This is a genomic window from Paenibacillus sp. FSL H8-0548, assembly GCF_038630985.1.
GTDB lineage: Bacteria > Bacillota > Bacilli > Paenibacillales > Paenibacillaceae > Pristimantibacillus.
Map to the genome: position 1 here is coordinate 6,625,339 of NZ_CP152049.1, position 25,842 is coordinate 6,651,180.

The window sequence follows — 25,842 nt, forward strand, 5'->3', positions numbered from 1 at the left end:
CTGTTTCGATACGATCTCTTTATAAATGGATTCTATCGTACCATCAGTAAATTGATTCCATCTGCAGTTAATCTACCTCGTAGTGGCTGTATTCGATTAATTTTCGTCCATTGAATACGTACGCCATGCCTACTGTCATAGTTGGTCCCCCACTGCTGTTATAATTAATGCTTTGTATGAGAATTGAACTACTTGTTACCTGTTTGCGACTGTATATTATTCATTAGTATATATTATACCTTTGCACAAGACTCAATTTTGTCGAATCACGCTGTCGAATAATGTAATTTCTCTTCCAACTTGTCAAACTAGATATATTGCATTCTCAACACGATACTAAAATTTCTGAACCATAAGTAAAAAGAACCCCATATTAGAGATCCTTTTAGTACCCTATATTGGGCATACATGTTTCATTTTGATTGAATGGAGCTATTGAGAATCCAGCATTTTTTTGAACTCCTCTTCTGAAGTATCGCCTACGATCTCCCTTTGTGCCATTTCAACCTTATCGAGAAACAATAATGGATTTGTTACGTCATCGATCTCGTAATCTGCAATTAGATTGCGAAAGGTTGTTTGCAAAATAGGCGTAAGGATGCCTAGAATACCATAACTTAAACTGTATAATAGTTGGGGGATTTCTGTATTAGGGTCTCCAAGACCCAACTCCTTCTGAAGACATAAATGGTTTTCTACTGCGCGTAACACATCACAAAAATCTTGATCACACTCCTTAAATCTATAGAGTTCTTGTTTCGGAAAGCGTCGAAAATACTGGAAATCGATTTTCCTTAACTCTAAAGATTTTGGATTTCCAGCAAGTACAATTGCTATATCTCCAATATTAGACACATGTTTTATTGCCTCCATCGCTTCCTTATTGGTTACATACCTTGAAATTAGGATATGGTTCATTTCATCAAGGATCAACAGTTCTACACCTTGTTTTTCAATAAGTGCGAATGCTTGGCGTTTAACATCACCTATCCGTGCGCCTGTAAATTGAGGTGCACCCAGTGCCTTAACAATTGTCTGGTAAAACTCTAAAAGAGTAAAGGGATCCGGCAGAATGGCATATAATACTGGTCGTATGTCGATTTCAGTCCCCATATCATCGATAATTGTTTTTCCAGGATTTAATTCTTTATATCTTTTGAAAAGTTGGCTTTTCCCTACACCTGAATCACCGATTACGAACATATGACGTGGTGCCCCATTCCTTTGATCCTCCCGAAGAGAATCCAGCATAGCGTGTATTTGTTTATACCGCGGATGTGCGATATGAATACTCCTTACTCTTTCGAGCAACTTCTCCTTTTGGTTCGGCATATTAATTCACATCCTTCTCTATTTCAAATCGTTCTTGGGCTGCTTTCCTTGCTGCTGCAAATCGATCAGTTATTTTCGGACTATGTTCTACAGGTCTGGAAGCTGGTTTCGGCGGGGTAAGTGCAACTTCCATACCGATGCGTGCTGCTTGCTGTCTAGCTTTTCTACCCTTCCCGTAACGCTCTTGAATGCTTTCGGCTAATTTAGCTTGTGCTTTAACCACTTGTTGTGTACCTGGTACCAACAAACGCTTTCGATCTGATTCTTGACGCATATTCTTTTGCAACATTTTCCATTGAAATCTATTCATACCTGCAAGTACATCTGCCGATGGGCTACTTGCATACATTTCGACATATTCGTTTGTCCCATTTGGCATGATATAAATATGGGAAATATCGTCATCGTCATATTTAACCTTGTGTTTCGTCGACCTTGTATCAATCAAGTGACTGAGTGCTGCCGATTTGTAAAAAACATTATCAATACGAACCCCGTCTTTTGTATAGGATTTCGACATCGAAGGTAATAACTCGATGCTGAAGTCGGACTCCTGCTCTTCTTTCACAAACTCAGGAAATCCTACTTTTTGAAGTCCTTCATAATAGCGAACAATCGGAGTGTTGGAATCAATCGGCAACCCTCGATGGACATCCATATGATAAATATCAGTGATGTAATGAGTCAGTAATTCCCGAACATCTTGCAAAGTTAATTTTGCTTCGGATGACGCATCATATTCACCTAATTCAGTAGGATTGCTTTTACGTGTTCCATCCAGGTGATGAATCAACTCCGAATTGATTGTACCAAAAAGGCGTTCGATCGTTGCTCCAAACCTAGGTGTACTAACTGGACGATACCTTACGTGAGATTTCAAGGTTTCTTTGATTAACTTTTTAACAGCTATGCTACGAAAGTCCGAACCATTATCTAAGTAAAAAATTTTGGGGATCCCGAAAACATCCCACTCATTCATTGTTCCAAAGCGCTCCTTTGTTCTTTTGAAAAAAATACCATGTTGTATTGCTTTTCGAACAACGTTTGCTGAAGGTGGTTCGAACGATAGGTATAAGCACCACACCGTGCGGCTAAATACATCAATCCCAATCGTAATCCATGGTCTTCCTAAGTCGCGACCGGCGTCGTCAATCACATCCAGATCCAACTGAGTATGATCGATTTGCACGATATGAAGAGGGTATTGCGCTTCTTCATTCGAAAAACCTCGATCGGTTTGATCAAACATTTCTGACGCAACATCAGCGCCCTCCCTAAGGCGGATAGTCACACGCTCATTAATGCGCTTCAGTAGCTTCATAATTGTAATTTTTTTAGGCTTATCAAATCCCTTTGCCTCGCATCGAATAGAAATTGAACGATAAGCCGCAGTTTTACTTTGTTTTTTTAGCGTTAAAAATTCTCTCTCAATTACTTCCTTCAAGATAGGAAGATACTTCTCGTCTATACGGACATTTAAGCTGTCTAGCACCCATTCTCGCTTTTTAGGGTGGCAAATATGCAGCTGTTTATTGTCAGTTCGGAATAAATGTCCATCACCCGCTCGACTTACCAATGCCTCTTCTCCATGCAAAGAAAACTCTTGTTCTGCCAATCGAAACTTCGCTAAAAAGCGCTTTATTGTCCGAACAGCTACACCAGCCCTAACTTCACCGTCCTCGTTTGGTCTCGAGTATTTTTCGTGTATCCTCTCGATTAGTTCTTCTTGTTTAAGATCCATCGGCGATTGATTTTCGGAGAGGTACTCCTTATAAAACTGTGTAAACTCATATATTGCACGTATATCGTTTTGCTTCGCACGTTCCAAGACCAAAATTGGTTTAATTAACTCAAAACGAAATGTAACCTTTTCACGTTTTGTTTCATCAAGTGCATCAAGAATGGAGCGATACTTAGTTTCTTGGGACTCTATATCTTTGATCATCAACTTGCCCGGAGAGAATGAAGTGTTAGTCACCAATTCATAAAAATTAATTCGAATTGATTCCCCATCCCCCTCTATCCGTCGGAGACAAACGGTGGGTGGGTCGATTGAAAGAACTGTGTACTTTCGTCCAAAGTACATTAATTCCATATTTAGTTTTAGCTCATTAAACACCAATGGTTAATCTCTCCCATCCGGAATAATTCTGAATCCAGTCGTTTCCATTTGTAATCGTAACCAGATTTGCTTCATTAAGTGGTTCCGCCAAGGTAGTCGAAAATACTCCTGTAGCGATTAGGTGATATATCAATGGAATCACCTGTAATGGATGAACTTTTTGCTGAAAGCTATTGGCTAAAGCACGTATACTAATTTCGCCATGGAAACGCACACGTGATATTAATTCGGTTTTATACTCCGACACGTCCGATCGGATATTTGTAAACCCAAACAAAAATTCAATATTTCTTAGTAATACTTTAGGAATATTCCTTGGATATACTACTTGATATTCCCATCCGTTATGAACCGCATTTTTTTCGCATGCCTGATATCGCGATTGATTACATTCTTTTGGTTTAGCTTCGATATCGTATAGACATGGACTTTTTGTTTGACGAAATACAAGGACATCGGGAACGTAGAATAATTTCGATCGTACATCCAGCCTAGGTACTTCAATTGGACGTACATAATATCGAATGACACTTCTATCTAATTCTAATAAAGCCAAGAAGTAAAACTCGGTCAGAGATTGGTATTCTACGTTCCGGTTCATTTTGTGACTGTGATACTCGCCAATTAAATGATGATGAAAGTGACTTCCCTTATTACTGACTTTTCGCTTGGGTTCATATAACATGTCTTCAATCACCCAATCTCTATTTGTCCAGTCCATTAATGCGTGCTCCTTTCAATGTGTATGATTTTGTTTTTTGCCATTCGCCTAGTGAATCCCTGTACCGTTAATACAAAAAGGTCGGGTACATAGCTCTCCCGACCTCGGAGTGCTTATGTACCCGACCTATGCAGAATAATAAAGTCGGTAAACGTTAAATTAGAATATCATCAGATATACGCCTAATTATTAAGTGCACAAAGTGCATTGTTACTATCATTACCAATTTCAAACTCTTTAAACATGATGACACTAATTTTCCACCAATTTGTTACACCAGGTAGTATTGGCGCGAACATGACAAAGATCCTTCATGGTTCCATATCGGTCAAAATGTAAAGATTATTATCTCGATGGCAGATCTTCTTATGACAATAGCAATTATATATTTAACTGCATATGACAATAGCAGTTACACATTTTATTGCTTGTGACAATAGTAATTATATAATCTTTCTGTTTATGACAACAGTAAGTATAATGATTTTTTACTGATAGCTGTTTATAATCAACTTTTTTCCAGCACAACTCAAATGAGAAATTACACACATGAACACAAAAAAACCAGTAACAACAAGGCTTTCGTCGTTACTGGTTCCTATTTCCTGTGCCACTTTATGTTATATCTCTATGCCAATATTAAATATAATCTGTGCCATTTGTTGTTATAACTCACAGTTTTCTCCTAACTACAACCCCTACTCCACCGTAACACTCTTAGCCAAATTCCGCGGTTTATCCACATCATGCTCAAGAGCTAGCGAAGCATAGTATGAGATCAGCTGCAGCGGAATAACCGACAATGCTGGTGAAAGGATCGGCAGCGTCTTCGGAATGGCGAACAGCTCATCGACAGATTTTGCAACTTCGACTTCTGATCCTGAGTTTGCAATACCAATCACATGCGCACCGCGAGCGGTTACTTCTTTAATGTTGCTAAGTGTTTTCTCGTATAGATCCTCTTGCGTAACGAGAGCAATAACCGGAATACCGTCCTCGATTAGCGCCAATGTTCCGTGCTTGAGCTCACCTGCAGCATACGCCTCAGAGTGAATATACGAAATTTCTTTCAGCTTCAGTGAGCCTTCTTGCGCCACTGCGTAGTCTACGCCACGGCCGATGAAGAACAAATGTTTGTGCTTAGCGATTGATTCTGCTACTTGCTTAAGCACGGGTGCCTGCTCAAGAATGCTCTCAACCTGCTCTGGCAGCTGGTGCATTGCCGTAATAACCTCTTCGATATACGCTGCATCCTTAGTCTCCAGCGTACCCGCAAGATACAAGCCGAATAGATAGAAGGCAATCAGCTGCGAAGTGTATGCTTTTGTCGAAGCAACCGCGATTTCAAGACCTGCCCACGTAATAAGCAAGTGGTCTGCTTCACGAGCGACCGAGCTTCCGACCACATTCGTAATTGCAAGCACACGAGCGCCATTGCGCTGTGCTTCGCGAAGTGCTGCCAGTGTATCCGCCGTCTCGCCTGATTGGCTTACAACGATCACAAGCGTATCAGGTGTAATGATTGGCGAACGGTAACGGTACTCTGACGCAACATCCGTCTCTACTGGAATACGAGCAAGTGATTCAATAACCGATTTGCCGACAAGTCCCGCATGGTAAGCTGTTCCACAGGCTACAATGTGCACTTTGCGAATCGATTTAATATATTCAGCTGACATACCCAGCTCATTTAATTGTACAGACTTGCCATCCTCCGAAATACGACTAATCATCGTATCGCGATAAGCTTTAGGCTGCTCATGAATTTCTTTCAGCATGAAGTGATCAAATCCGGCTTTCTCTGCTGTTACGATATCCCAATCGACATGATATATTTCCTTGGAAATAATTTCGCCGTCAGTCGTCATTAATTCGACAGCATCACGTGTCAGGATTGCCATTTCGCCATCATTCAGGATGTATACATTACGCGTATGCTCCAAAATAGCCGGAATATCCGAGCCAATGAAGTTTTCGCCTTCGCCTACACCAATAACAAGCGGACTTGCAAAACGTACAGCTACGAGACGATCTGGTTCAAATTCTGTTAATACACCAAGTGCGAACGCTCCGCGCATACGTTTAACAGCAGCTTGAACAGCTTTGACAATATCACCGTTATATTCATCTGCAATAAGGTGGGAAATGACTTCTGTATCTGTCTCTGATACAAAAACATGGCCCTTGATGATCAATTCTTCTTTTAGCTTCAAATAGTTCTCGACAATTCCGTTATGAACAACAGAAAACTTAGCTGTGTTGTCCGTATGCGGATGCGAGTTCACATCTGATGGTTTACCATGAGTTGCCCAGCGTGTATGACCGATGCCTGCAAAGCCTTCCAGCGGCTCTTCACGAAGCAAGCCTTCAAGGTTAGCCAAACGACCTTTGGATTTTGTAATTTCTAGACCGTTTTTCGTGAAGACAGCGATACCAGCGGAATCATAACCCCGATATTCAAGCTTCTTCAATCCATCGATCAAAATGTCCTGTGAGTCACGTTTACCAATATATCCTACAATTCCACACATAATTAATAAGCCTCCGATTAGGTTATTTTCCCAATCCAAATCGGATGCATGCCAATGCGTGGCAAAGGCAATATGAAGTTGTCGCTAAGTAATCCCATTCGTTGCGGATAATGCAACCCCTCTGCCCATGCCCACTCCATTGGTGGCATCTTGGACATACGGGAGAAATGAATAACAATAAGAAGCCTGTCGCACGATTGTATGACCGGTCGCCCGGACGTTTTACGTAACGACTTTCGGTTGGCTTGTAATACCGGAAGGTCCCCGCCGAATGTTTCGAACACCTTCACCTCGTCAGCTTCCCGTATGAACACCCGCTTCAAGCTTAAAGTTCCAGCTTAAAACCGATCGTTCATCACGCAAGCTCTGGCGCTTAACTTGATTAAATACCTCTATCCTCGCTTTCCTTCTTGAATCACACTACCTATCATATTCATTTTGTATCCATTACGCAACCACTCTATGAAAGAAAAAACAAATATTTTCCAAAATAAGGTGTCGAAAGCCAGTCTTCAACGTATTCCGACAAGCTTTCGACATGATCCCTCCATTTGATTAACCTAGTTCACGTTTAACGACGTCAGCAATTTGTGCTACATAAGCATCAACCTGCTCCTTCTCCGGTCCCTCTGCCATGACACGGATCAAGGATTCCGTTCCAGATGGACGAACAAGCACCCGGCCGTTATCGCCAAGCTCCAGCTCCACGCGCTTCACTGCTTCTTCGATCGCTGCATTGCCCTGGTATAGGCTCTTATCAGCGACACGAACGTTAACTAGCTGTTGTGGATATTTGCGCATAAGACCTTTTAGCTCACTTAGCTTCTTCCCTGAAGCTGCAATCGTATCAACCAGCTGAAGCGCTGTAAGAATGCCATCGCCTGTAGTAATATGATCCAGAAAAATAACATGACCCGATTGCTCGCCGCCTAGATTAAAGCCGCCGCGACGCATTTCCTCCATGACGTAACGATCTCCAACTGCGGTTTGTGCCGTTTTCAGACCGATCCGCTCTGCGCCCTTGAAGAAGCCGATATTAGCCATAACCGTCGTTACAATCGTATCTTCCTTCAACTTGCCAGCCCGCTTCATCGCATCGCCAATAATACACAAAATAAAATCGCCGTCTACCTCTTCGCCCTTTTCATCAATGGCAATGAGACGATCCGCATCTCCGTCAAAAGAAAGCCCAAGATCCGCGCCATGGTGCAGTACCTGCTCACGCAAATATTCAGGATGCGTTGATCCTACGCCTGCATTAATATTCAGACCGTCAGGCTCAGCGCCAACCGTAATGATGTCCGCTCCGAGCTCACGGAATACAGTTGGAGCCAGCTCATAAGCGGAGCCGTTAGCGCAATCGAGTACGATTTTCAAACCTTTGAACTCGCCTTTGATCGTTGTTTTCAAGTAATTTAAATACCGCTGCTTAGCGCCTTCATCACTGGATACTACACCGATATCGCCGCCTTCAGGCCTTGGCAATTCATCGGTTAAAGCATCGATCAGCTCCTCAATCTCGAGCTCGGTATCATCGGATAGCTTGAAGCCATCACCCGCAAAAAATTTAATGCCATTATCCTCTACAGGATTATGAGAAGCCGAGATCATAACACCCGCATCAGCGTTCAGCTCGCGTGTGATGTAGGCAACCGCCGGTGTAGAAACAATCCCTAGACGCACTACGCTAGCGCCGATAGACAACAAACCCGCGATAAGCGCCGATTCCAGCATAGGACCAGATATCCGTGTATCTAAGCCAATAACTACCTTTGGTTTGTTAGCTTTGCCTGTTAGCACATAGCCGCCACAGCGACCGATTTTATAAGCTAGCTCCGGTGTAAGCTCCCGATTGGCTACGCCGCGCACACCGTCAGTTCCGAAATATTTCCCCATAATTTAAAAGGCTCCTTTGTTATATGCTGCGATAATAATGTGGTTAATCATTTATGATATGATGATGTTTATGATAGTTAAGGATTTGTATTTGCATTGCCCGCTGAGCCTGCACCGGTATTGCCGCTACCGCTGCCATCCGTCTCCTCCGGTGTTGGCACGGGCGCTAAAGGCTCCTCCGTTGGAGTTCCGCTAACCTCGTCTGAACCATCTTGATTCGGCTCTACCCCTGTATCCTCCACTATTTCAATAGATACAGTCAATGTCTGCCCTTCCGCAAGCACGGTCTGTACATAAGACGGCACATCCACCTGAAGGGTTACAGAATGCAAGCCCTTCCCTAGTCCTTCGACATTCGCAAGTATGCTAATCGCATCTGCCTTAAGCGAAGACAACACCGATTCGGCTCCGCTTACGGTCAAACTAAATTTCCCATCCGCCGGTGTACGAATTAGAGCAGACGTTCCGCCCCCGAGTCCTTCTATTATGATTGGGAGGCTGGCAAAGGTTCGCGTAACATAAGGCGCTACAACAACCTCAAGCGTGATCTCACCAGGATCGATCGATTTGATGCCATCCACTGGGCCGGTCTTCACCTGTACGCTTCCAGACTGCTTCACCTTCGAGAGGTCAAGCACAACACCATCATACACGGAAAGCCCGTCAAGCGTCTTCTGATCGCCGTATACGGTTACCTGATCAATTACCGGCTTAACCGATACCAAGCTCAGCCCTTCTGGCAGAGTACCTGTATAGTGCACCTGCAAAGGCAGCTTTTTAAACGGTGGTGTAACCTTGACCTCAACATGTACCGTTGATGGAGAAACAATGGCATTCGTCATCTCGATGCCGTCTATATCATATACGATAACCTTAGACTTTTTGTTAACAATTGTTTTGTCAGCACCCTCAACATCAACCTCCGTCGCTACAAGTCCGACACGGCTCATATCATCCTTAGGCAGTGTGATCTGAATGCCGTCCGTTGGCGAAACAATCGTCGAAGCGCCAAGCACATAACCATCTGCCGGCTTTCCTTCCGTCACGACCTGCAGCTCGAATGGCTTGGTCAAAATTTCTTCGATTTGCACCATTACTGTGCGCGGTGACATCGTGACAAGCAAGATCCCTTTAGGCAAGTCCACCGTTAAAGGCAGCTCCTGAATGCCTTCTTTCACGTTTTTCAAATCCACCTTCACGACGTAATCATCGATAGAGGAGGCTTTAAGCAAATCAGACAGCTTGCCTTGCACATCTAATCGTACAACACTCGGCTCCATTGCCGTAAGTATATATTTCTCATTATCTAAACCTACCGTCGTAATAACGGATGCTTCAATGGTTTTCGTATCAATGTTAGTTGTCATCGTCTGCGGTGCCGTGCCTGGATCAATATGTACAACCGCCCAGAGCAGCAGACCAACGAGGACAGAAATAATTTTGAGCGAGGTAGGGTGACTTAGCCATTTATCCATCACTTCCTCCTTTCCGCTTCCAAAACGACGAGATGCTCACACGTTCCTTCTTGAGACCCGTCGTCTTCGGCGTCAGCTCATCGAAGAGCTTCGAAATGAGTGATTCCTCATTAATATCACGAACGATCATACCCCCGAGAGAAAGCGAAATTTGTCCCGTTTCTTCCGATACAGTTACAGAAATCGCATCCGTTACCTCACTTACGCCAATTGCGGCGCGGTGTCGGGTTCCAAGCTCTTTGCTTATAAAAGGATTTTCTGACAGCGGCAAATAGCAGCCGGCAGCCATAATCTGATTGGAGCGAATAATAACCGCACCATCATGAAGCGGCGTATTTGGCGTGAAAATATTGATAAGCAGCTCTGATGTAATCCGCGATTCCATCCGAATACCCGACTCAATGAGCTCGGTCAGCCCTGTAGTCCGTTCAAATACAATTAACGCGCCAATCTTACGCTCAGCCATAAATCGGACAGCCTTAATGACACCGTCAATTTGTTCATTAACGATATCTCGATCAAGCGAATATGACCTTGCAAATAGCTTGCCGCGTCCAAGCTGCTCGAGCACTCGTCTTAGCTCTGGCTGAAAAATAATGAGCACACTTACAATACCAAAGGTGAACATTTGATTCATGAGCCATTTTAGCGTATACAAATTGAACCATGTGCTAAGTGCCCATACCGCAACGAGTATAAATATCCCCTTTAACAGCTGAACCGCGCGGGTTCCCCGCACAAGCAAAATGATTTTATAAATAATATAGCTCACTATGCCAATATCGATGATGTCCTTTAACCAATCATGCCAAGTCGAATCCGAAAAATAACTCATATGCCAACCCCCAACAGCCGATCCCCTTATTCTTTTTTCTATGGTTTCAACCTTATTATTTTCTATATATGGGATTGGAAATCCTTTTTTTCAAAAAAAATAAAAGCGCCCCCCTGCAAAAGGAAGGCCGCTTGCATTAACGAGCGTTACCGCCAAAGGTTTGCGTGACTTTGTACCAGAAGAAATCGAGTGCTTGATCGATCGTTCTGATCTGTCCTGCGATATGACCGGTGGAAGCCAGATTCAAGGAACCGTCTATAACTGTAACATTCCCATCTACCTCGCCTTTAACCTCAGCTATTCCATTTTCCACAGTTAGATTGCCCGTTAAGTGAACACCTTCCGGAACAATCACAGTGTTGCCTTCTATAATGACATGCTGAAGATCCTCGCCTGCAACGATTAGCTTCGTATCCCCTTCCCACATGGTGAAGAAGCTACCCAGCATCACGAGTATAAATACAGCAGCAGCGGTCGCGCCCGGATATCGATAAATAAAACGTACGATTCGGTTCCGCTGGTTGCTTCGTTTCTTCGGAAGCTGCTGCATAATACGCTCTGTTAGCTGCTCTGATGCCTTCTTGTCATAATCCGCGGTTGGCTTAAGCGCTTCTAAAGTATGGAACGCCGCGGCGTCCGTCTTCTGGAGCTGGTCAAACCGACTGCGACAAGCCGGACAGGAAAGCAAATGAGACTTTAACGTAACGATATCTTCACGAGGCAGCTCGCCGTCCAAATAATCATGCATCCAAACGATGGCGACGTTGCAATTCATAGCAGCCAGTCCTTTCTTTCAGTTGCTCGCGCAGCATAAGTTCTACTCTTGCTATTAGGATACGTTGCTCGCAAGGGGATGTTTCACTTTTTTAAAAAATGATGCAAGTGACTCTTCCTACGCTCTTTCTCCATTAGCATTAATCTTTGAAATAAGCCAATGTCTAAAGCAGACATGGCCTCATCAATTACTATTTACTGCATGCACAAATAACTATAATTTATGCTCCAGCTTCTTTCTCAGAAACTCCCTGCCTCGGTGAACACGAGTCTTAATCGTCGTTACAGGCATGTCCAATACGTCGCCTATCTCCTGCAGCGATAGATCCTGCATATAGCGAAGCGTCATCACACTCTTATATTTTGGAGGCAGCGACGAGATAGCTGTATGGATGATGCGCTGAGTGTCCGAGAGCAGCAGCTCCGATTCAGGTGTCCGATTATCGCTCGGTACCATCGAATAACCATCCAGTCCTTCATGGTCGTGCGATTCCGCATCCAGCGAATAGGTTGGCTTGCGCTTGCGCAGCCGGTCAATACATAAATTTGTAGCAATTCTATATATCCATGTCGAAAATTTCAATGTATCATCATATCGATCCAGGTTTTTGTATACGCGAAGGAAGGTGTCCTGCACGACATCCTCCGCCTCCTGGCGGCTATTTAGCATCCGATATGCCATATGAAAGAGCTTATCTTGATAAAGGTCTACAAGCTCAGCAAATGCCTGCTGATCGCCTTTGAGCGCTAATCGCGCCAGGCGTGCTTCCAATATATTCAACTTAACTCCTCCAAACCTTCCGTTCGTTCAACCGATTAGCAAAAAAGCATCTATTTAACCAATTATATACGTTTAATGCGCAGTCAGCAATCGACCTAAGGCTAGTTAATGCTTCGACTTACGGCTAGGCTCCATGTTTTCAACATGCAAAAAGGCTTGAGCGCCTAATCTCCGCCTCCAAGCCTTGATGCAAGCTATTATTTTTGAACGACTATAACGTGTTCGTTTTCAGTTGATCCAGCACCTCCGTAATCGTCGACGTCGGAATCGCAAAGCCAATGCCCTGTGCCTCCGAGTTAACCGCTGTATTAATGCCGATGACTTCCCCGTTCTCGTTAAGAAGCGGTCCTCCAGAATTGCCCGGGTTGATCGATGCATCGGTTTGCAGCAAATGCTTATATTCATGATTGCCCTGCTCATCAGCAATGGTAATCGGACGTTCCTTCGCACTCAAAACTCCCATCGTCAGCGTTTGGTCAAAGCCGTAAGGATTGCCAATCGCGATGACCCAATCGCCGATCTGTGTTGCATCAGAGTCTCCCAGCGTTAAAGATGGAAAGGCTTTGCCGTCCGTGCTCTCTATCTTCAGTACAGCTAAGTCAAGCTCATAGCTGGAACCAAGGACCTTTGCGGTAAAAGGCTCCTCGTAGCCTTGCACCGTAACCTTTACTTCCGCAGCATCAGCAATCACATGCTGATTGGTCAGAATATAACCACCTTCTTCGAAGAAAAACCCGGTGCCGGAGCCTACAAGCGCAAGTTCAGCGGCACTTTGCTCTTGTTCCTGCTGCTGCTGCTGCTCCTGCTGTTGTCCGCCTCTGCCGGATTGACCGCCGCCAAAAAACTGACGGAATTCCGGATTATCGAACATGGAGGTGCTGCGCTCCGGCTCAGCATAGTTTTCTATTTTCACCACTGCCGGGCTTGTTGCCGCATAAACAGAGGCAATATCCTCGCTTGTACTAAGCGATGCTGTTGATAAGCCAGCAGCCTGCTGCGCAGAGCTGCTCACAATACTTGTACCCGACGTAGGGGCTGCCTGCTCTGCTCCGCTGAATACATTGTTTTTATCGGCCATGTACGCGAAGCCGCCAACGACCATCGCTCCGATTAAAAATGATGCCAGCAGCGTCTTGGGCGAGCCGCCGCCTGAGCGCTTCTTCTTCCTTCCAGACACATCATTCATTGAGCCATTCGGATTTTCCTGAAGCTTAAGCTCCTTCTCGTATAATGCTTTCATATCGTTAGTCGATTTAGTAGAAGTAGATTCATAGATATAAGTAGTGAAAGCACTCGGGCTCGTGGAAGTAGATGTATGATTAGCATTGTCAGCATCAGAACTTATGTCATGGTCGGCATCCATACGTTTGTTTTCCTCGTTCATGGTGATCATCCTCTCAAATGTAGGTGTCTGTTTCCTATGTACCTATCATGCAGGATGTACCTTAAAGGAAACTTAAGCCGTTTATAAATAAACATAAGAATATGAGTTTCAATAACTCCATCTCATCCCTATCCCTCCCCCTCCTCTTCCCCGCCTACAATGTACTTTATGCAACAGAAACCTCACATGAAAGCAGATTCGTCGGGCTACAATGTAATTATGCAGTAGAATAGTGGTCCAACGAGTGAATATACGATAAAAGCAGCAAATCCGTTGTAATAAGTGCAGCGTACGATAAGCTCGAGCCTAGTATCACCCATTCCGTTGTATAAAGTACAATGCGGTCTCGCATTTGGTCCGTTATCTCAAGAACAAAATCACCCTTACGGGTAATTGGAAATCGCAGACGTATCAGCTCACACTTCTAACGGAAACCAAAGACGCTAACCCAAAATGCAACTTTAGCGTCTCTGGTTTCCGTTAGCTTTCGTTGTCCGCTCTCCGGCTGCTTGCGCAGCAGCATCCTTATCAACAGGTACGGAGAATGAATAATTTCCTATACAATAAAAAAACCGCACCGCCTTTTAATGAAAGGCGATGCGGTCCTAACGCTAATTATTTTATGCCATTAGTTGTATCAATTTAGCCAGCATTTTAGCAGCTTCCTCACGGGTAGCAGCATCCTTTGGAGCAAAGCTGTTGCCTTCGTTGTTCCCAGCAGGCTTTCCGTTAATAATGCCTGCTTGCTGCACAGCTGCTGCCGCTTCCTTAGCAAATGCGCTAATCGACGAATCATCTACAAACGATTGAGCGTTCGTATTCGACGGCAATGTAAAGCTCATGACATCAGCAAACCTTACGATCATAGCTACCAGCTGCTCGCGGCTAATGTTAGCCTGCGGTTCAAACACTCCGTTGCCAGTACCTCCAGTAATTCCTTTATCAGAAGCCCACGCCACTGCTCCCGCATAATAGTCGGAAGGCGATACATCAGTAAAGCTTGATGAAGTATAGCTATCTAGCTCAGCCCCTGCAATCCTGGCAAGAATGAGTGTGAAATCTGCTCTCGATATGTTTGCCTTCGGCACAAATCGATCATTGCCCATTCCTCCAATTATATTTCTAGAGGATAGATACATAATGGAATCCTTCGCAAAGCTTGCTGCCGTATCGGTAAAGGTTACGTGATTGTAGCCGATGCCATACGTCGAGAAATGGTTGACCGTGAAATACAGCTGTCCTGTCAGCGCATCGTATACGCTGTTAGAAACGACAACAGGCTGGCCATCCTCCGCAAAATAATAAATCACAATCGCCTGGCTATCTTCGCCTGCTTGGAGCGTGTAAGGGATGCTTATACGTACTTTCCCACCCAATAGATCGGTTACAGCTGTATTGCCCGCTGTGATCGTAAGCTCATACGCTGGATGACTGCCAATGGCTGCCCTCTCTGAATCGGATAACTTAGACACATCTTCTTTTTTTATCGCAAAGGAAAGCTCTCCCGCTCCTGCCGCTGCCGCTGCCGTTAATGTATCAATAGCCTTAGAGTCAAAGGAAACGGCCCCAAGTCCCCCATTTATGCTGAGGGATACGAGTCCTTTTGATGCAATTAGAGCTATCGCCTGCTCCTCGAATCGAATCGTTGCAGACTCGGCATTCGCATTTCTATCTACTGTAAATTCCACAGCTCCAGGCTTGCCGTTTGCCGCTTTTTCCAGTGCAGCAAGCGTCTCAGCCATTTGGCTTGCCGTTACTTCAGCTGTCGTATTCGAATCGTTATCCGTTTCAGCTTTGATAACCGTTACCGCCTTCACTGTATCCCCGCTCACAATTGACGTTCCAGCTTGTTCCGGGGTTGGCGTTGGTGTAGGGACTACCGTTCCTGTATCCGGGCCAGTACCCGTGCTGGCAGGTAAGACCGTAACGATCGTTTCTGCCAAGCCATAGCCATCGGCACTTACTGCCGTAATGACCGCACTTCCAGCAGAAACTGCTGTAACATTGCCATTGCCATCCACCTTCGCTACTGCTGCATTGGATGACGACCAAATGACCGATGAAGCACTTCCAGCAGCAGGCCGGGCGACTGCATTCAGCTTACTCGAAGCATCGCCAACCTTCATTGATAAAGCTTTTTTATCAACCGTTACTTTCGTAACATTCAGCTGGTATACACCGACTTTGCCGCCAACCTCATAAGCGACTAATAATAACGGCATTCCCGTTGGGCTAATATCTGCAGGAATGAACTCCAAACCTTCAGGACCCGTATCGGTATCTAAATTATCCTTGCCTTGACCATCCTTAAACTCGCGGGTATTCGTATAATTGGCAAATGTTGCATTAGCCGGGTCCGTCACATCGTAGGTCATGAAGCCCCCGATACGCTCAAGTCCAACAAAAGCCAACACTTTATTGCCCACTTTTCCAGTTTTAATATCCTCTGGCTCAGGCCCCTTTTTCCCACTTCGATCATCAAGCGCTGTTTTACTGTTGCTCGTATTGAAGTAAGCCGGCAGGCGAGCCGCAGTAATCGTTTCAAAATCATTCCCGCTATCATAGACCTGCTCCATCGTGTCCGCATTCCAAACGGAGAAGGAACGGCCGCCATACATATAAATGCTGTCATTGCCCATATCGCTCGCTACTTCGACGCCATCGTAGGCCGTCTTGCCACTTAAGAAAATAGCAGCCGCAGAAGCAGGATCAAGACTGCCCTTCAATGCCCCAATCGTGCTTCCATTCGTGCGATTAGGCCATTCCGTCACATCGCCCTCATTGGCAGTAAATAGATACGTTTGTCCATTGATCGTATGTGACGCGATGCCGTCAGGCATATACATCCCTTTAAATGGTACATTTTCCAGCTTGATCGCGCCGTCTTTTACAAGATCGAGCGAATTGCGAACATCATTGTAATCCTTGAAGCCTAGCGCCTTAACGGCAGTCACTTTACCTGTCGCAATATCAATAATAGCGATTGCGTTATTTTCCTGCAGTGACACATAAGCGGTCTTATTGTCCTCGGAGAGAGTAATGTATTCTGGCTCAAAATCAAATATCGCGTCCGCTTTCGTACCGCTTGTTTTAATTTTCCCGTCAGCCGGATCAGCCAGTCCGCGAATATGCACACCATCCTCAATTACGGAAGGATCATCGAACAATACCTGTGTAACCGTATTGGTTTCCGTGTTGACGATCGTCACGCTGCCCTTCGGATCAGTCGTGCCAGAACGCGGCTCCGCTTCATCTGCAGTCAGAATATATTTGCCATCGGATGTCGATTTAATCATATCCGGCTGCACGCCTGCCATGTAAGACGCAAGCAAATTGCCATCGTAGTCAAGTACAAGTATTTTGCCCGATTTAAGCGCATCCGCCTCTTGAACAGTAACCGAAACACGCTTAGTCGTCGTATTAATATCTACACTAGTCAAGTCTCCATATAGAAAACCTTCTGTCTCAGCGAGCTGCTGCACCGCAATGGTCTTCTCTTTGTTCAAATTTCCATTTCCGCTTCCTAAGCTTACAATATCCAAGCTTGGAGGATTTCCAGAGCCATTCACCAAATAAAATTTTCCATTATCCTTGTTAAATTTAACGATCTCAGCAACGCCGCCATCCTTATTGGAGAGACCTACGGAATATTCTCCTATCTTGGAAATATTCAATGTATCATTAAACTCGGCAGAAGCAGGTTTTATAACCAAATCAGCACTTGCGTTTGCTATCGCCAGTCGTACATTGCTGCTATACACGCCAATTACACCGGTTGCTTCAAGCGTGTCACCAATTGCAGTGCTAGGGAAAGCTCCGTTAACGTACAAAATCATATCATTGTCGAGCTTAATCGTTTTGGCTGCCGCATCAACAACCTCTACTTTGCCCGTAGTCGTTACTCTTCTGCCATACCTCTCAGTCGTTACTGAGCTTAGCTTGTCTACAACAAGCATCGATCCGTCAAACGTATCGTCCACAGTCAGACTATATACGTTGTTGTTTAGCCTTGCTACCACTGGATTTCCTTTCACACGAACCTCGCCTTCATGAAGACCTGCCACGCCGCTTACCCTGACTTCTGCTCCCACCGGAATCGAAGGGTCCATGCCTTCTACTGCGATCGCTCCCGTGAACGATTGAATATATCGCACCGCTTCAGCTTGGCTGTTATCGGATTTTACGGGAGGCGTCGTCACCAGTCCCTCGACTGTAACACTCGTATCCGCCGTAAGCTTCTGAAGCGAGCCGATGAGCTTAACGAAGTCCGTGATCACCTCTACGTCACCTTCGGCTTGTCCAGAACTTGTCGGCGATGGATCAACGATCGTGAAATCTGCGGCATTATTGTTGGAATCCTGATAATTAATGCGCCGTACTCCTTTGACAGCAGCTGGCAGCGATGCTCCATCGCCTATCGGAGTTCCTTCATGCAGCAAAGTCTTAACTGCTCCGAAGCCTACTGCATCAATGACTGCTGAAGAAGAGTAAGCTCCTTGAAACAACTCAACCGTTCCATCGGTATCTGACATGCCTATCGATTGCTCTTTTGTACTTGCATATGCATCGGCATAATAAGCTGACCCATAATTTTTGTCACCTGTATTTCCCCATGTCGCTTCTAGTCGAACAAGATAATAATCGTTAGGGCCAATGACCGCATCTTCAGAAAAATCGAAGCCTTGAACGGTTGTCGCTCCTTTATTGCTATACCTTAAATGATAACCCGCTAACGAGATAGGCTGGGCTGTCGGATTGTAAAGCTCAATGAAATCATATAGAAACGGCGCTGCGACAGGAGGGGTTTCTTTATTGATTTTCCCGCCGCCTCCATATACTTCATTAATAAGCAGATGGTTTGCAGCTGCAATCTCTGATTTAATCGTAAGCGTGAAAGTTTTGTCCACGGTCAGCGGGGTTCCTGAGGTGCTGTCTGTTACGGTAATGTTCACAGCCGCTTGTGATACAGCTGTTACCGGTGTCCCAGCAAGCTCGCCATTCGCTTGAAGGCTGAGCCCTTCAGGCAAGCCTGTTGCAGTAAAGGTATAGGGTGCTGTTCCACCCGTTGCTTGCAGCGCAGCAGAATAGGCCGACCCGACATATCCGTCAGAAAGCACCGTCGTACTAATCGCAAGCGGCAGAACGACTCCAGCCCCCCATGGACCGTCAGCGCCGCTTCGTGGTGCTACTGAAGGCAGAGACTCTACAGCTGCACCTTTATAATCAATTTGCTTAAAGTCCTTTTTATTATTATCTGTATCTATGAAATCGGTGCGGCGAATCGCCTTTTGCTTCGAAGTACCTTCATTATCACCAGTTGGAAATTCATTTTCGTATCCATCGATATTGCTGCCCGCATCATTGCTTCCGGAACCAACCATATCGACATAGCCGTCCGGCAGCGTTAAAAAGGGATTAGCCTCTGTAAGCAAGGTCTGATTACTCATCAGAGCAACCTTCAGTCCTTTGTTATTAATAAAACGCTCCCATGACAGATCGCCTTTATTGGTAAGATCAACCTTTGCAGCTTGTTTCCCTGTAGCGGCTCCTTTAATCAGAAAGGAGGAGTACGCTTTTATCGTACCTGTGAGATTAAGCTTTTCCCATGCCTTAGTAGGACCTGTAGTATCTTTATTGCCACGGTCTGCGTACTGCAACGACCATCCTGAGAGATCAATATCACTATCTGTAGGATTATAAAGCTCAATAAAGCCGTGGGATATCGGAACATCAGTATCTACAGCCAAGCCCCCGCCGTACACTTGATTAATGATCACATGAGGAACAGCATGGCTATAAACTTGGTTAGCCGTGTAAGGGGTCCCTGCTTGCTCCAAGCCTGCGGCAGCCATAACCGGTCCGCCCGCCAGTGCCATGCTTGCTGTAATTTCAGCAGCTAACAAAAAGGATATCAACCTTCTACTATAGATCTTCAAGAATGACTCACTCCCATTTCTCCTAAGTTATCCCTAATTGTAAAGATAAAATATCATGAGAGGATCAAGCTTTCGTTAAGGTTCCGTAAATGGACGGTGTAAAATGGGGACATGCGTATTTCTGAGCACAGCGTGCACGAACTAAATCACCCTTAGGGTGATTGGAAATCGCAGACGCGTCAGTCACACTTCTAACGGAAACCACAGACGCTAAATCGCCTTTATTTTTCATTTCAGGATTCTAACGGAAACACGGGCCTCTATTTGTAGTCTACATGCCGAATCTCGCTTCATTTCTGCGCAATAGAGTCTCCCACTTCCGTTAAAATGTGACGCTAACCAAAAATCGAACTTTAGCGTCTCTGATTTCCGTTAGCTTTCGTTATCTGCTCTCCGGCTGCCGCCGCAGCATCGTTATCAACAGGTTCTGAGAATCCATAGTTCCCTATGCAACAAAAAAATAGCCAGTCACAGTGTTGGCACCATGACTAGCTATTTTTATATCGTTTGCCTACTAGGAGGCTGGCTTGTCTTATCAGCCCGTGTTCCGAAGGCCGGCAGCAATGCCGTTGATCGTCAGAAGCACCTCACGGAGCAGCTCTTGATCATCCTCTTCATTATCACGCAGCGCACGAAGCTCCGTTAGCAATTGAACTTGCAGGTAGCTGAGCGGATCTACATACGGATTGCGCAAACGAATCGATTCTTGAATAACAGGTACATTATCCAAAATTTCCGTTTGGCCCGTAATGCTCAAAATAAGATTTGATGTAAGCTCGTACTCTTGTTCGATTTGCTCAAAAATACGATCGCGAACCGTTTGATCCTTAATCATATCCGCATATTCCTTCGCAATAACCAAATCTGCCTTAGCAAGCGCCATTTGCAGATTGTCGATCAGCGAACGGAAGAACGGGAACTTCTCGTACATCGTACTCAGCGTCTTCATCTTCTCTTTGTCATCGCCTGCATATTGGTTCAGCGCTGTACCGGCTGCATACCAAGCTGGCAGTAAATAACGGCTTTGCGTCCATGCGAATACCCAAGGAATCGCACGTAAATCCTCAAAGCGATCGCTATTTTTGCGTTTAGAAGGACGGGAGCCAATATTAAGCTCGCCAACCTCTGGCAAAGGTGTAGACTCCTTGAAGTAAGTCAAGAAATCTGGATCACGGAAAATAAGATCCTGATATTTCTCAAGCGCCGTTTCCGAAATCGAGCGTGAAATTTCATCCCACGCCGCTTCCTCCTGCGGAGCCTGCTCTGGATATTTCGCCAAGCGAGCTGCCGTAATAAGCGCCCAGGTCGCTTGCTCTAAGCTGCGGTAAGCGATCCCTTGCATGGAATAACGAGAAGAGAGAACCTCGCCTTGCTCGGTAATTTTGATGCCACCGCCAACCGTGTGAGGCGGCTGCGCCAGAATACTGCGGTTAAGCGGCATTCCGCCACGACCAAGTGCTCCTCCGCGTCCGTGGAAAAACTTCAATTTCACATCATATTCGTTGCCGGCAGCCGTAATATCATTCAGTGCTACGCGCAGCTCCCAGTTCGCTGTAACCACGCCGCCATCCTTGTTGCTATCGGAGTAACCAAGCATAATTTCATGCAAATTGCCGCGAGCCTCTACCGCTTGACGATAGATCGGCATTTCAAACAGCTGTTTCATAATTGCAGGTGCCGCATGAAGATCATCGATCGTCTCAAATAACGGTACGGATTGCAATGTGCAGCGGATCGTGCCGTCAGCTTCCTTGCGGAACAGGCCAACTTCCTTCGCGAACACCATAACCTCAAGCATGTCGCTTGCTGCTTCCGTCATACTAATGAGGTAGCTGGATATGCACTCAACGCCAAATTCCTGCTGCGCACGATAAATCGTATGGTAAACATCCAAGCATTCACGGGTAGAATCTGTATAATCCAGGTGACCAGAGGTTAGAGGCCTTGGATCATTCAAAAGACTGTGGAGCAGATTAGTTTTCTCTTCTTCCGGAAGCGATGCGTAATCCGCAACAACATTCATTTTCGCCAAAATCTCAGTCATCGCATTCTCATGCTCTTGACTGTGCTGACGAACATCAAGCGCCATAAGGTGGAAGCCGAACAGCTCTACTTGACGAATAAGCTTAGCTAGTGCCGTATCTGCCACATAGTCTGCAAAATGATGACGCAGGCTGCGGTCAATAATGAGCAGCTCCTCGCGAAGCTCATCTGGATGGTTATAGCGCATTGGCGAACCTTTAAGCGATTCATCGCGCGTATTAGCCAGCTTTTCCAGCATGAAGCCCAGCTTGATACGGTAAGGCTCCTTCGTATTTCTCCACAGATCAACGCATTTCAGCTCGACATGCTCGCGGTCCAAACGAACCGATTCCACAAGTTCAGCCGATACCTCGATTAAATTTGTACTGAAGCTGAGCAGCTCTACAAGCTCTTCAAGCTTCTCCTCATACTTGCGGATGGCTAGTTGACGGTGCAGATTCAACGTCTCCCAAGTAACCTTCGAGGTTACGGATGGGTTGCCATCACGGTCGCCGCCGATCCATGAGCCGAAGCGCAAGTAATCAGGCACATGCCAGTTTTCATCCGGGTAATATTTGTTTAGGCAGCGCTCTAGCTCCTCGTATACATTTGGCAGCACCTCGAACAAGGTTTCGTCAAAATAATACAAGCCATTGCGAACCTCATCGATAACAGTCGGCTTGCGATCACGCAGCTCATCGGTTTGCCACAAAATAAGAACCTCATTCATGAGCTTCTCACGCAGCTTCTCGCGCTCGCGGTAAGTCAAGGTAGGATCATCAAGCTCCATGACATCGTTGGCAATGCGTTTATGAATCTCAAGCACTGCACGACGAGTAGCTTCCGTAGGATGCGCAGTCATAACAAGCTCAAGAGAAATGTTGCTCATAATGTCTTGAACGTCCTCGATAGCAATTCCACGTTCCTTCAAATCTTGAACGGCGCTCTCGATCGAGCCGCGCTGAACCGTCTCACCAGCAGATACCTCATAGTCGCGTTTCCGTCTAATCCGGTGATTTTGCTCGGCAATATTAACGAGTTGAAAGTAAATAGCAAAAGCTCTGATGACTTGATGACGGATCTCTGGACTTAAAGAAGAGATATTCCCCTTGAATTGATCAAATATTTCTGGAATAAATTCAGCACGAAGCGCCTTGCTCTGTTCGCGAATTCGTTCAACGATATCCAGCAGCTCACGACCGCCTTGATGAACAAGAACCTCACCGAGAATATTGCCTAAAAACCGGACATCGCGTCGCAGCAGATTGTTAGCTTGCTGCCGATTTGTCGTCAAAGTCGATGCAGATTGATCCGACATAACTGTTCCTCCTAAAATAGGTGCACATGCAAAAATAGTTAGTTGAAGCATACACGTACGTTATTTTCGATTTTTTCACTCCTGTTATCATACTACAAAAACCAACAGGGTTGAAGCCCCGATCCCAATCTGGGTAAAAATACAGAAGAGGCCGTCCAAAAAACAAGACGTCCTCTTCTTCTCTTTTTAACATCATGCGGCTATACCATTTTATCATTCAAAAAGGTCATTCTGTATTTTTGTCTTGGACGCCCCCGCGAGGCCCCTTTTTCTTCACCGATAATATCAATCAAACCGGCATCCATCCACGCCAGCAGAAATCGGTGTACGCTGCGAGTCGTCACGCCTAATACAGAAGCCAATTCCTGCGCATAATAATCAACTCTCCCAAAACGAGTCGTATGCGAGATGAGCTTACTTAAGTAGATCGATGTCAAACCTGCCGCTTCGGCTTTCTTCACTAAGGCTGCGTCGACTAGCGAGAGATCAATCCCCTTGGGCTCTGTCATCTCCAGCGGACCGATAACACTCTCATCTTCCCTGACGATAAAACAATTGTCTCCGCCTCCATCTCTCGCAAGGCGGAGGGATCGCCTGGAATGCATGCCCGCTTCTCCCGCAGAGTAGCCGAAACCAACACCAATGCTCAAGTGAACGCCATAAGCCCTCTGAACCTTTTTGGCTAATGGAATTCGTTTGTAGCCGCCTGTTTCACGTTCAAAAATACCGCGCGTCGTAACAAACAAATACTCATTAGCAGCTAATTGTGTTAAATGTCCGTCCAGATGCTCAACAAAGTTCAATACCATATGATGAATATCAAGCTGAAGCCGCTGCACCTCATGCTCGGAAATTTGTGACTCGGCAAGCTTAGAGAAGTTATCGACATGGATCAACCCCATCACGACCTGAGCTTCCTTCTTTCTCCGCCATTCCGTCGACAGGAGCGCACGCTCCAGCGTCACAATTATATCCTGATTCGTCGGCGTGATCCATTCACACAGTATTCCTTCCTTGGTCAACTGCTTAGCCACGCTGCTTATCGCCGTCAGCGCACAGAGTGAACGCCCCGCATGATGCTGCTCCCGGTGAAACATCAGGATGTCATTCTCGGTAGAGTTCGTATCGTTTTCAAATACAGTCAGTTCTACCTCTAGTCCGCCAAGCTCTTTAAGCGCAGCATCGATCATTGCCTTAGTTAATGTATCAACAGAAAGAGATGATACTCCATGTGTTCTCTCTAAGCGAAACAAGCTGCTATACAGACCAGATCCCGTTAAAGGCACGAACAGGGCAGGGACTTGAAACTGTATATTCGCTTTGGCGAGTTCATAAGGAATCGTTCCCGTAAAGAGCAGAACGTCGGCCTCCGTGTCTGCCGCTCTCGCCAGTTCAATCGCTTCAACTACTTGTTGGTAGCCTTTTATTATTGGAACAAAGGAAGGGAAACCCTTCAGACAATGCTGCATCTTCTGCATAATCGTCTGGGGCCCAATAATCGCAATTCGTATTTCTGACATTTCGATAGCTTCCGTTCGTTCTTCCGTCCACATAAGGCGCCTCCTACAACGACTTTATAATTCTGTTCTATTTATTGAATTATGAATCATCTATGAAGGAGACGCAACCCGGCCCCTCTATCGTTATCCTTTGCTATTCATTACTCATACAATTCCATGGTCCATTTCTGAGCGGTAGGCGTTTGAGCCAGGAACGTCTGGGATAATACTCGCATGTCCCATGGTCACGTCGATCGGCTTGCCTTCCTTCAGCAGCGTCAAAGGATATATATTCCAATCAGCATGATATCTCCATCAATCGCTGCAATATCGTTCAGCAGCTGTTCGGAGGGCTCCGCCAGCTTTTTTTCCAGTTCCAGCACCGTATTCAACATTATGATTTCTCTCTATTAAAACGATTCAAGAGAGTATGTCGATTAAAAAGGCAGCTCAGCTACATCCGATGTCATCAATTGAACCGTACGTTCATCGATAAGTTTAGCAGTTGGATGAGTGAGCCAATATGAATCAACGATTGGCTCATAATAACGAGCCTCAAAAATAAATGGCGGCTGCAAATCTGTGTACGCAGGAATATGGCCTATCCGCTTAACCGCCTCCGCCGCAGCCTCTTGAATGCGGCGGCAAGCTTCCTCTGAGGACAGATGCTCCGCAAACTCTAATCCTAGACCTTGTTTCGTTATCGATGTTACGATTCCCGGAATAAACATTCTAGCTTCTGCTGCAGCCTTGTCGTCGCCGGACAAGAAAATAACAGGAATCCCCTTCAGGCCTGCAAGCAGCGCCCTGGCGCCAAATTCGCCAATGAAAATACCATTCAATCGATAATACATCACATCCAAAGAGGAGTACGTATGATTGAGCGGCGCTGCAACCGTTCCTGCCATCGCATGCTGCCCGACAAATAACATGGCATCGTAATCCTTAAGCAGATGATTAACCGATGTTCCGATCAAGCTAATATAATGACTATCTATTAGATCCTCTGGAAACAGACCACCCGTGCCATGACCGTCAATCACATCAACAATAGCGCTAGAATCCGTGGACTTTATTCCCGCAACACAAGCATTAACTTCAAGCGCGAGCTGCTTCATTCCCGGTCCTTTGATCATATTGTCCGAGGTTCTGGTTTGGACGAACGCATCAACACCTGCCGCTCCCTCTAAATCCGTTATGATGATATATTTCATCG

General features: G+C 45.5%; 14 protein-coding genes. All 14 read right to left on the bottom strand.

The features are described 5' to 3' along the window. Nucleotides 1-432 precede the first annotated feature (432 nt). Nucleotides 433-1,332 carry a TniB family NTP-binding protein gene (locus MHI37_RS27935; RefSeq protein WP_076339532.1) on the bottom strand — a complete coding sequence of 300 codons (900 nt, stop codon included), beginning with the start codon at nucleotides 1,330-1,332 and terminating at the stop codon, nucleotides 433-435. A 1-nt stretch (nucleotide 1,333) separates the two neighbouring features. Then, entirely contained in the window at nucleotides 1,334-3,451 is a 2,118-nt protein-coding gene (locus tag MHI37_RS27940; protein WP_256710698.1) for a transposase family protein, read from the bottom strand. Then, complete coding sequence (locus MHI37_RS27945) at nucleotides 3,444-4,175, bottom strand: TnsA endonuclease C-terminal domain-containing protein (RefSeq protein WP_076339530.1); 732 nt, start codon at nucleotides 4,173-4,175, stop codon at nucleotides 3,444-3,446. The genes MHI37_RS27940 and MHI37_RS27945 overlap by 8 nt, the downstream gene beginning before the upstream one ends. Nucleotides 4,176-4,873: 698 nt before the next feature. Further along, nucleotides 4,874-6,706 (bottom strand): glutamine--fructose-6-phosphate transaminase (isomerizing), encoded by a 1,833-nt coding sequence (glmS, locus tag MHI37_RS27950; RefSeq protein WP_076339529.1) that lies wholly within the window; start codon nucleotides 6,704-6,706, stop codon nucleotides 4,874-4,876. Between the two features lie 555 nt (nucleotides 6,707-7,261). Then, nucleotides 7,262-8,602: a phosphoglucosamine mutase gene (gene glmM / locus MHI37_RS27955; RefSeq protein ID WP_076339527.1), complete on the bottom strand. Its 1,341-nt coding sequence runs from the start codon at nucleotides 8,600-8,602 to the stop codon at nucleotides 7,262-7,264. Between the two features lie 77 nt (nucleotides 8,603-8,679). Further along, nucleotides 8,680-10,077 carry a CdaR family protein gene (locus MHI37_RS27960; RefSeq protein WP_076339526.1) on the bottom strand — a complete coding sequence of 466 codons (1,398 nt, stop codon included), beginning with the start codon at nucleotides 10,075-10,077 and terminating at the stop codon, nucleotides 8,680-8,682. Next, nucleotides 10,070-10,912, bottom strand: a complete 843-nt coding sequence (cdaA, locus tag MHI37_RS27965; RefSeq protein WP_076339525.1) for a diadenylate cyclase CdaA — start codon at nucleotides 10,910-10,912, stop codon at nucleotides 10,070-10,072. Before cdaA ends, MHI37_RS27960 begins: the two co-directional genes overlap by 8 nt. 136 nt (nucleotides 10,913-11,048) lie before the next feature. After that, entirely contained in the window at nucleotides 11,049-11,687 is a 639-nt protein-coding gene (locus tag MHI37_RS27970) for a zf-HC2 domain-containing protein (RefSeq protein ID WP_076339524.1), read from the bottom strand. A 213-nt stretch (nucleotides 11,688-11,900) separates the two neighbouring features. Then, entirely contained in the window at nucleotides 11,901-12,467 is a 567-nt protein-coding gene (gene sigW, locus MHI37_RS27975; protein WP_076339523.1) for an RNA polymerase sigma factor SigW, read from the bottom strand. 211 nt (nucleotides 12,468-12,678) lie between these two features. Then, nucleotides 12,679-13,851, bottom strand: coding sequence for a trypsin-like peptidase domain-containing protein (locus tag MHI37_RS27980; protein WP_076339522.1), 1,173 nt, complete (start codon nucleotides 13,849-13,851; stop codon nucleotides 12,679-12,681). Nucleotides 13,852-14,471: 620 nt separating this feature from the next. Continuing rightward, on the bottom strand, nucleotides 14,472-19,787 hold the full coding sequence (locus MHI37_RS27985) for a choice-of-anchor I family protein (RefSeq protein WP_144023798.1): 5,316 nt from the start codon (nucleotides 19,785-19,787) through the stop codon (nucleotides 14,472-14,474). A 535-nt stretch (nucleotides 19,788-20,322) separates the two neighbouring features. Next, nucleotides 20,323-23,127 carry a phosphoenolpyruvate carboxylase gene (gene ppc, locus MHI37_RS27990; protein ID WP_076339520.1) on the bottom strand — a complete coding sequence of 935 codons (2,805 nt, stop codon included), beginning with the start codon at nucleotides 23,125-23,127 and terminating at the stop codon, nucleotides 20,323-20,325. 200 nt (nucleotides 23,128-23,327) lie between these two features. Further along, the gene (locus MHI37_RS27995) at nucleotides 23,328-24,680 is read right to left on the bottom strand and encodes a hypothetical protein (protein WP_076339519.1); all 1,353 of its coding nucleotides are present in this window, start codon (nucleotides 24,678-24,680) and stop codon (nucleotides 23,328-23,330) included. Between the two features lie 383 nt (nucleotides 24,681-25,063). Then, the gene (locus tag MHI37_RS28000; RefSeq protein WP_076339518.1) at nucleotides 25,064-25,840 is read right to left on the bottom strand and encodes a M55 family metallopeptidase; all 777 of its coding nucleotides are present in this window, start codon (nucleotides 25,838-25,840) and stop codon (nucleotides 25,064-25,066) included. Nucleotides 25,841-25,842: the final 2 nt, after the last annotated feature.

What these genes read in the sequence shown, in the direction of transcription:
- MHI37_RS27935 (WP_076339532.1), bottom strand. Translation starts at nt 1,332, where the DNA reads ATGCCGAACCAAAAGGAGAAGTTGCTCGAAAGAGTAAGGAGTATTCAT.
- MHI37_RS27945 (WP_076339530.1), bottom strand. Translation starts at nt 4,175, where the DNA reads ATGGACTGGACAAATAGAGATTGGGTGATTGAAGACATGTTATATGAA.
- glmS (WP_076339529.1), bottom strand. Translation starts at nt 6,706, where the DNA reads ATGTGTGGAATTGTAGGATATATTGGTAAACGTGACTCACAGGACATT.
- glmM (WP_076339527.1), bottom strand. Translation starts at nt 8,602, where the DNA reads ATGGGGAAATATTTCGGAACTGACGGTGTGCGCGGCGTAGCCAATCGG.
- MHI37_RS27960 (WP_076339526.1), bottom strand. Translation starts at nt 10,077, where the DNA reads ATGGATAAATGGCTAAGTCACCCTACCTCGCTCAAAATTATTTCTGTC.
- cdaA (WP_076339525.1), bottom strand. Translation starts at nt 10,912, where the DNA reads ATGAGTTATTTTTCGGATTCGACTTGGCATGATTGGTTAAAGGACATC.
- MHI37_RS27970 (WP_076339524.1), bottom strand. Translation starts at nt 11,687, where the DNA reads ATGAATTGCAACGTCGCCATCGTTTGGATGCATGATTATTTGGACGGC.
- MHI37_RS27980 (WP_076339522.1), bottom strand. Translation starts at nt 13,851, where the DNA reads ATGAACGAGGAAAACAAACGTATGGATGCCGACCATGACATAAGTTCT.
- ppc (WP_076339520.1), bottom strand. Translation starts at nt 23,127, where the DNA reads ATGTCGGATCAATCTGCATCGACTTTGACGACAAATCGGCAGCAAGCT.
- MHI37_RS27995 (WP_076339519.1), bottom strand. Translation starts at nt 24,680, where the DNA reads ATGTGGACGGAAGAACGAACGGAAGCTATCGAAATGTCAGAAATACGA.
- MHI37_RS28000 (WP_076339518.1), bottom strand. Translation starts at nt 25,840, where the DNA reads ATGAAATATATCATCATAACGGATTTAGAGGGAGCGGCAGGTGTTGAT.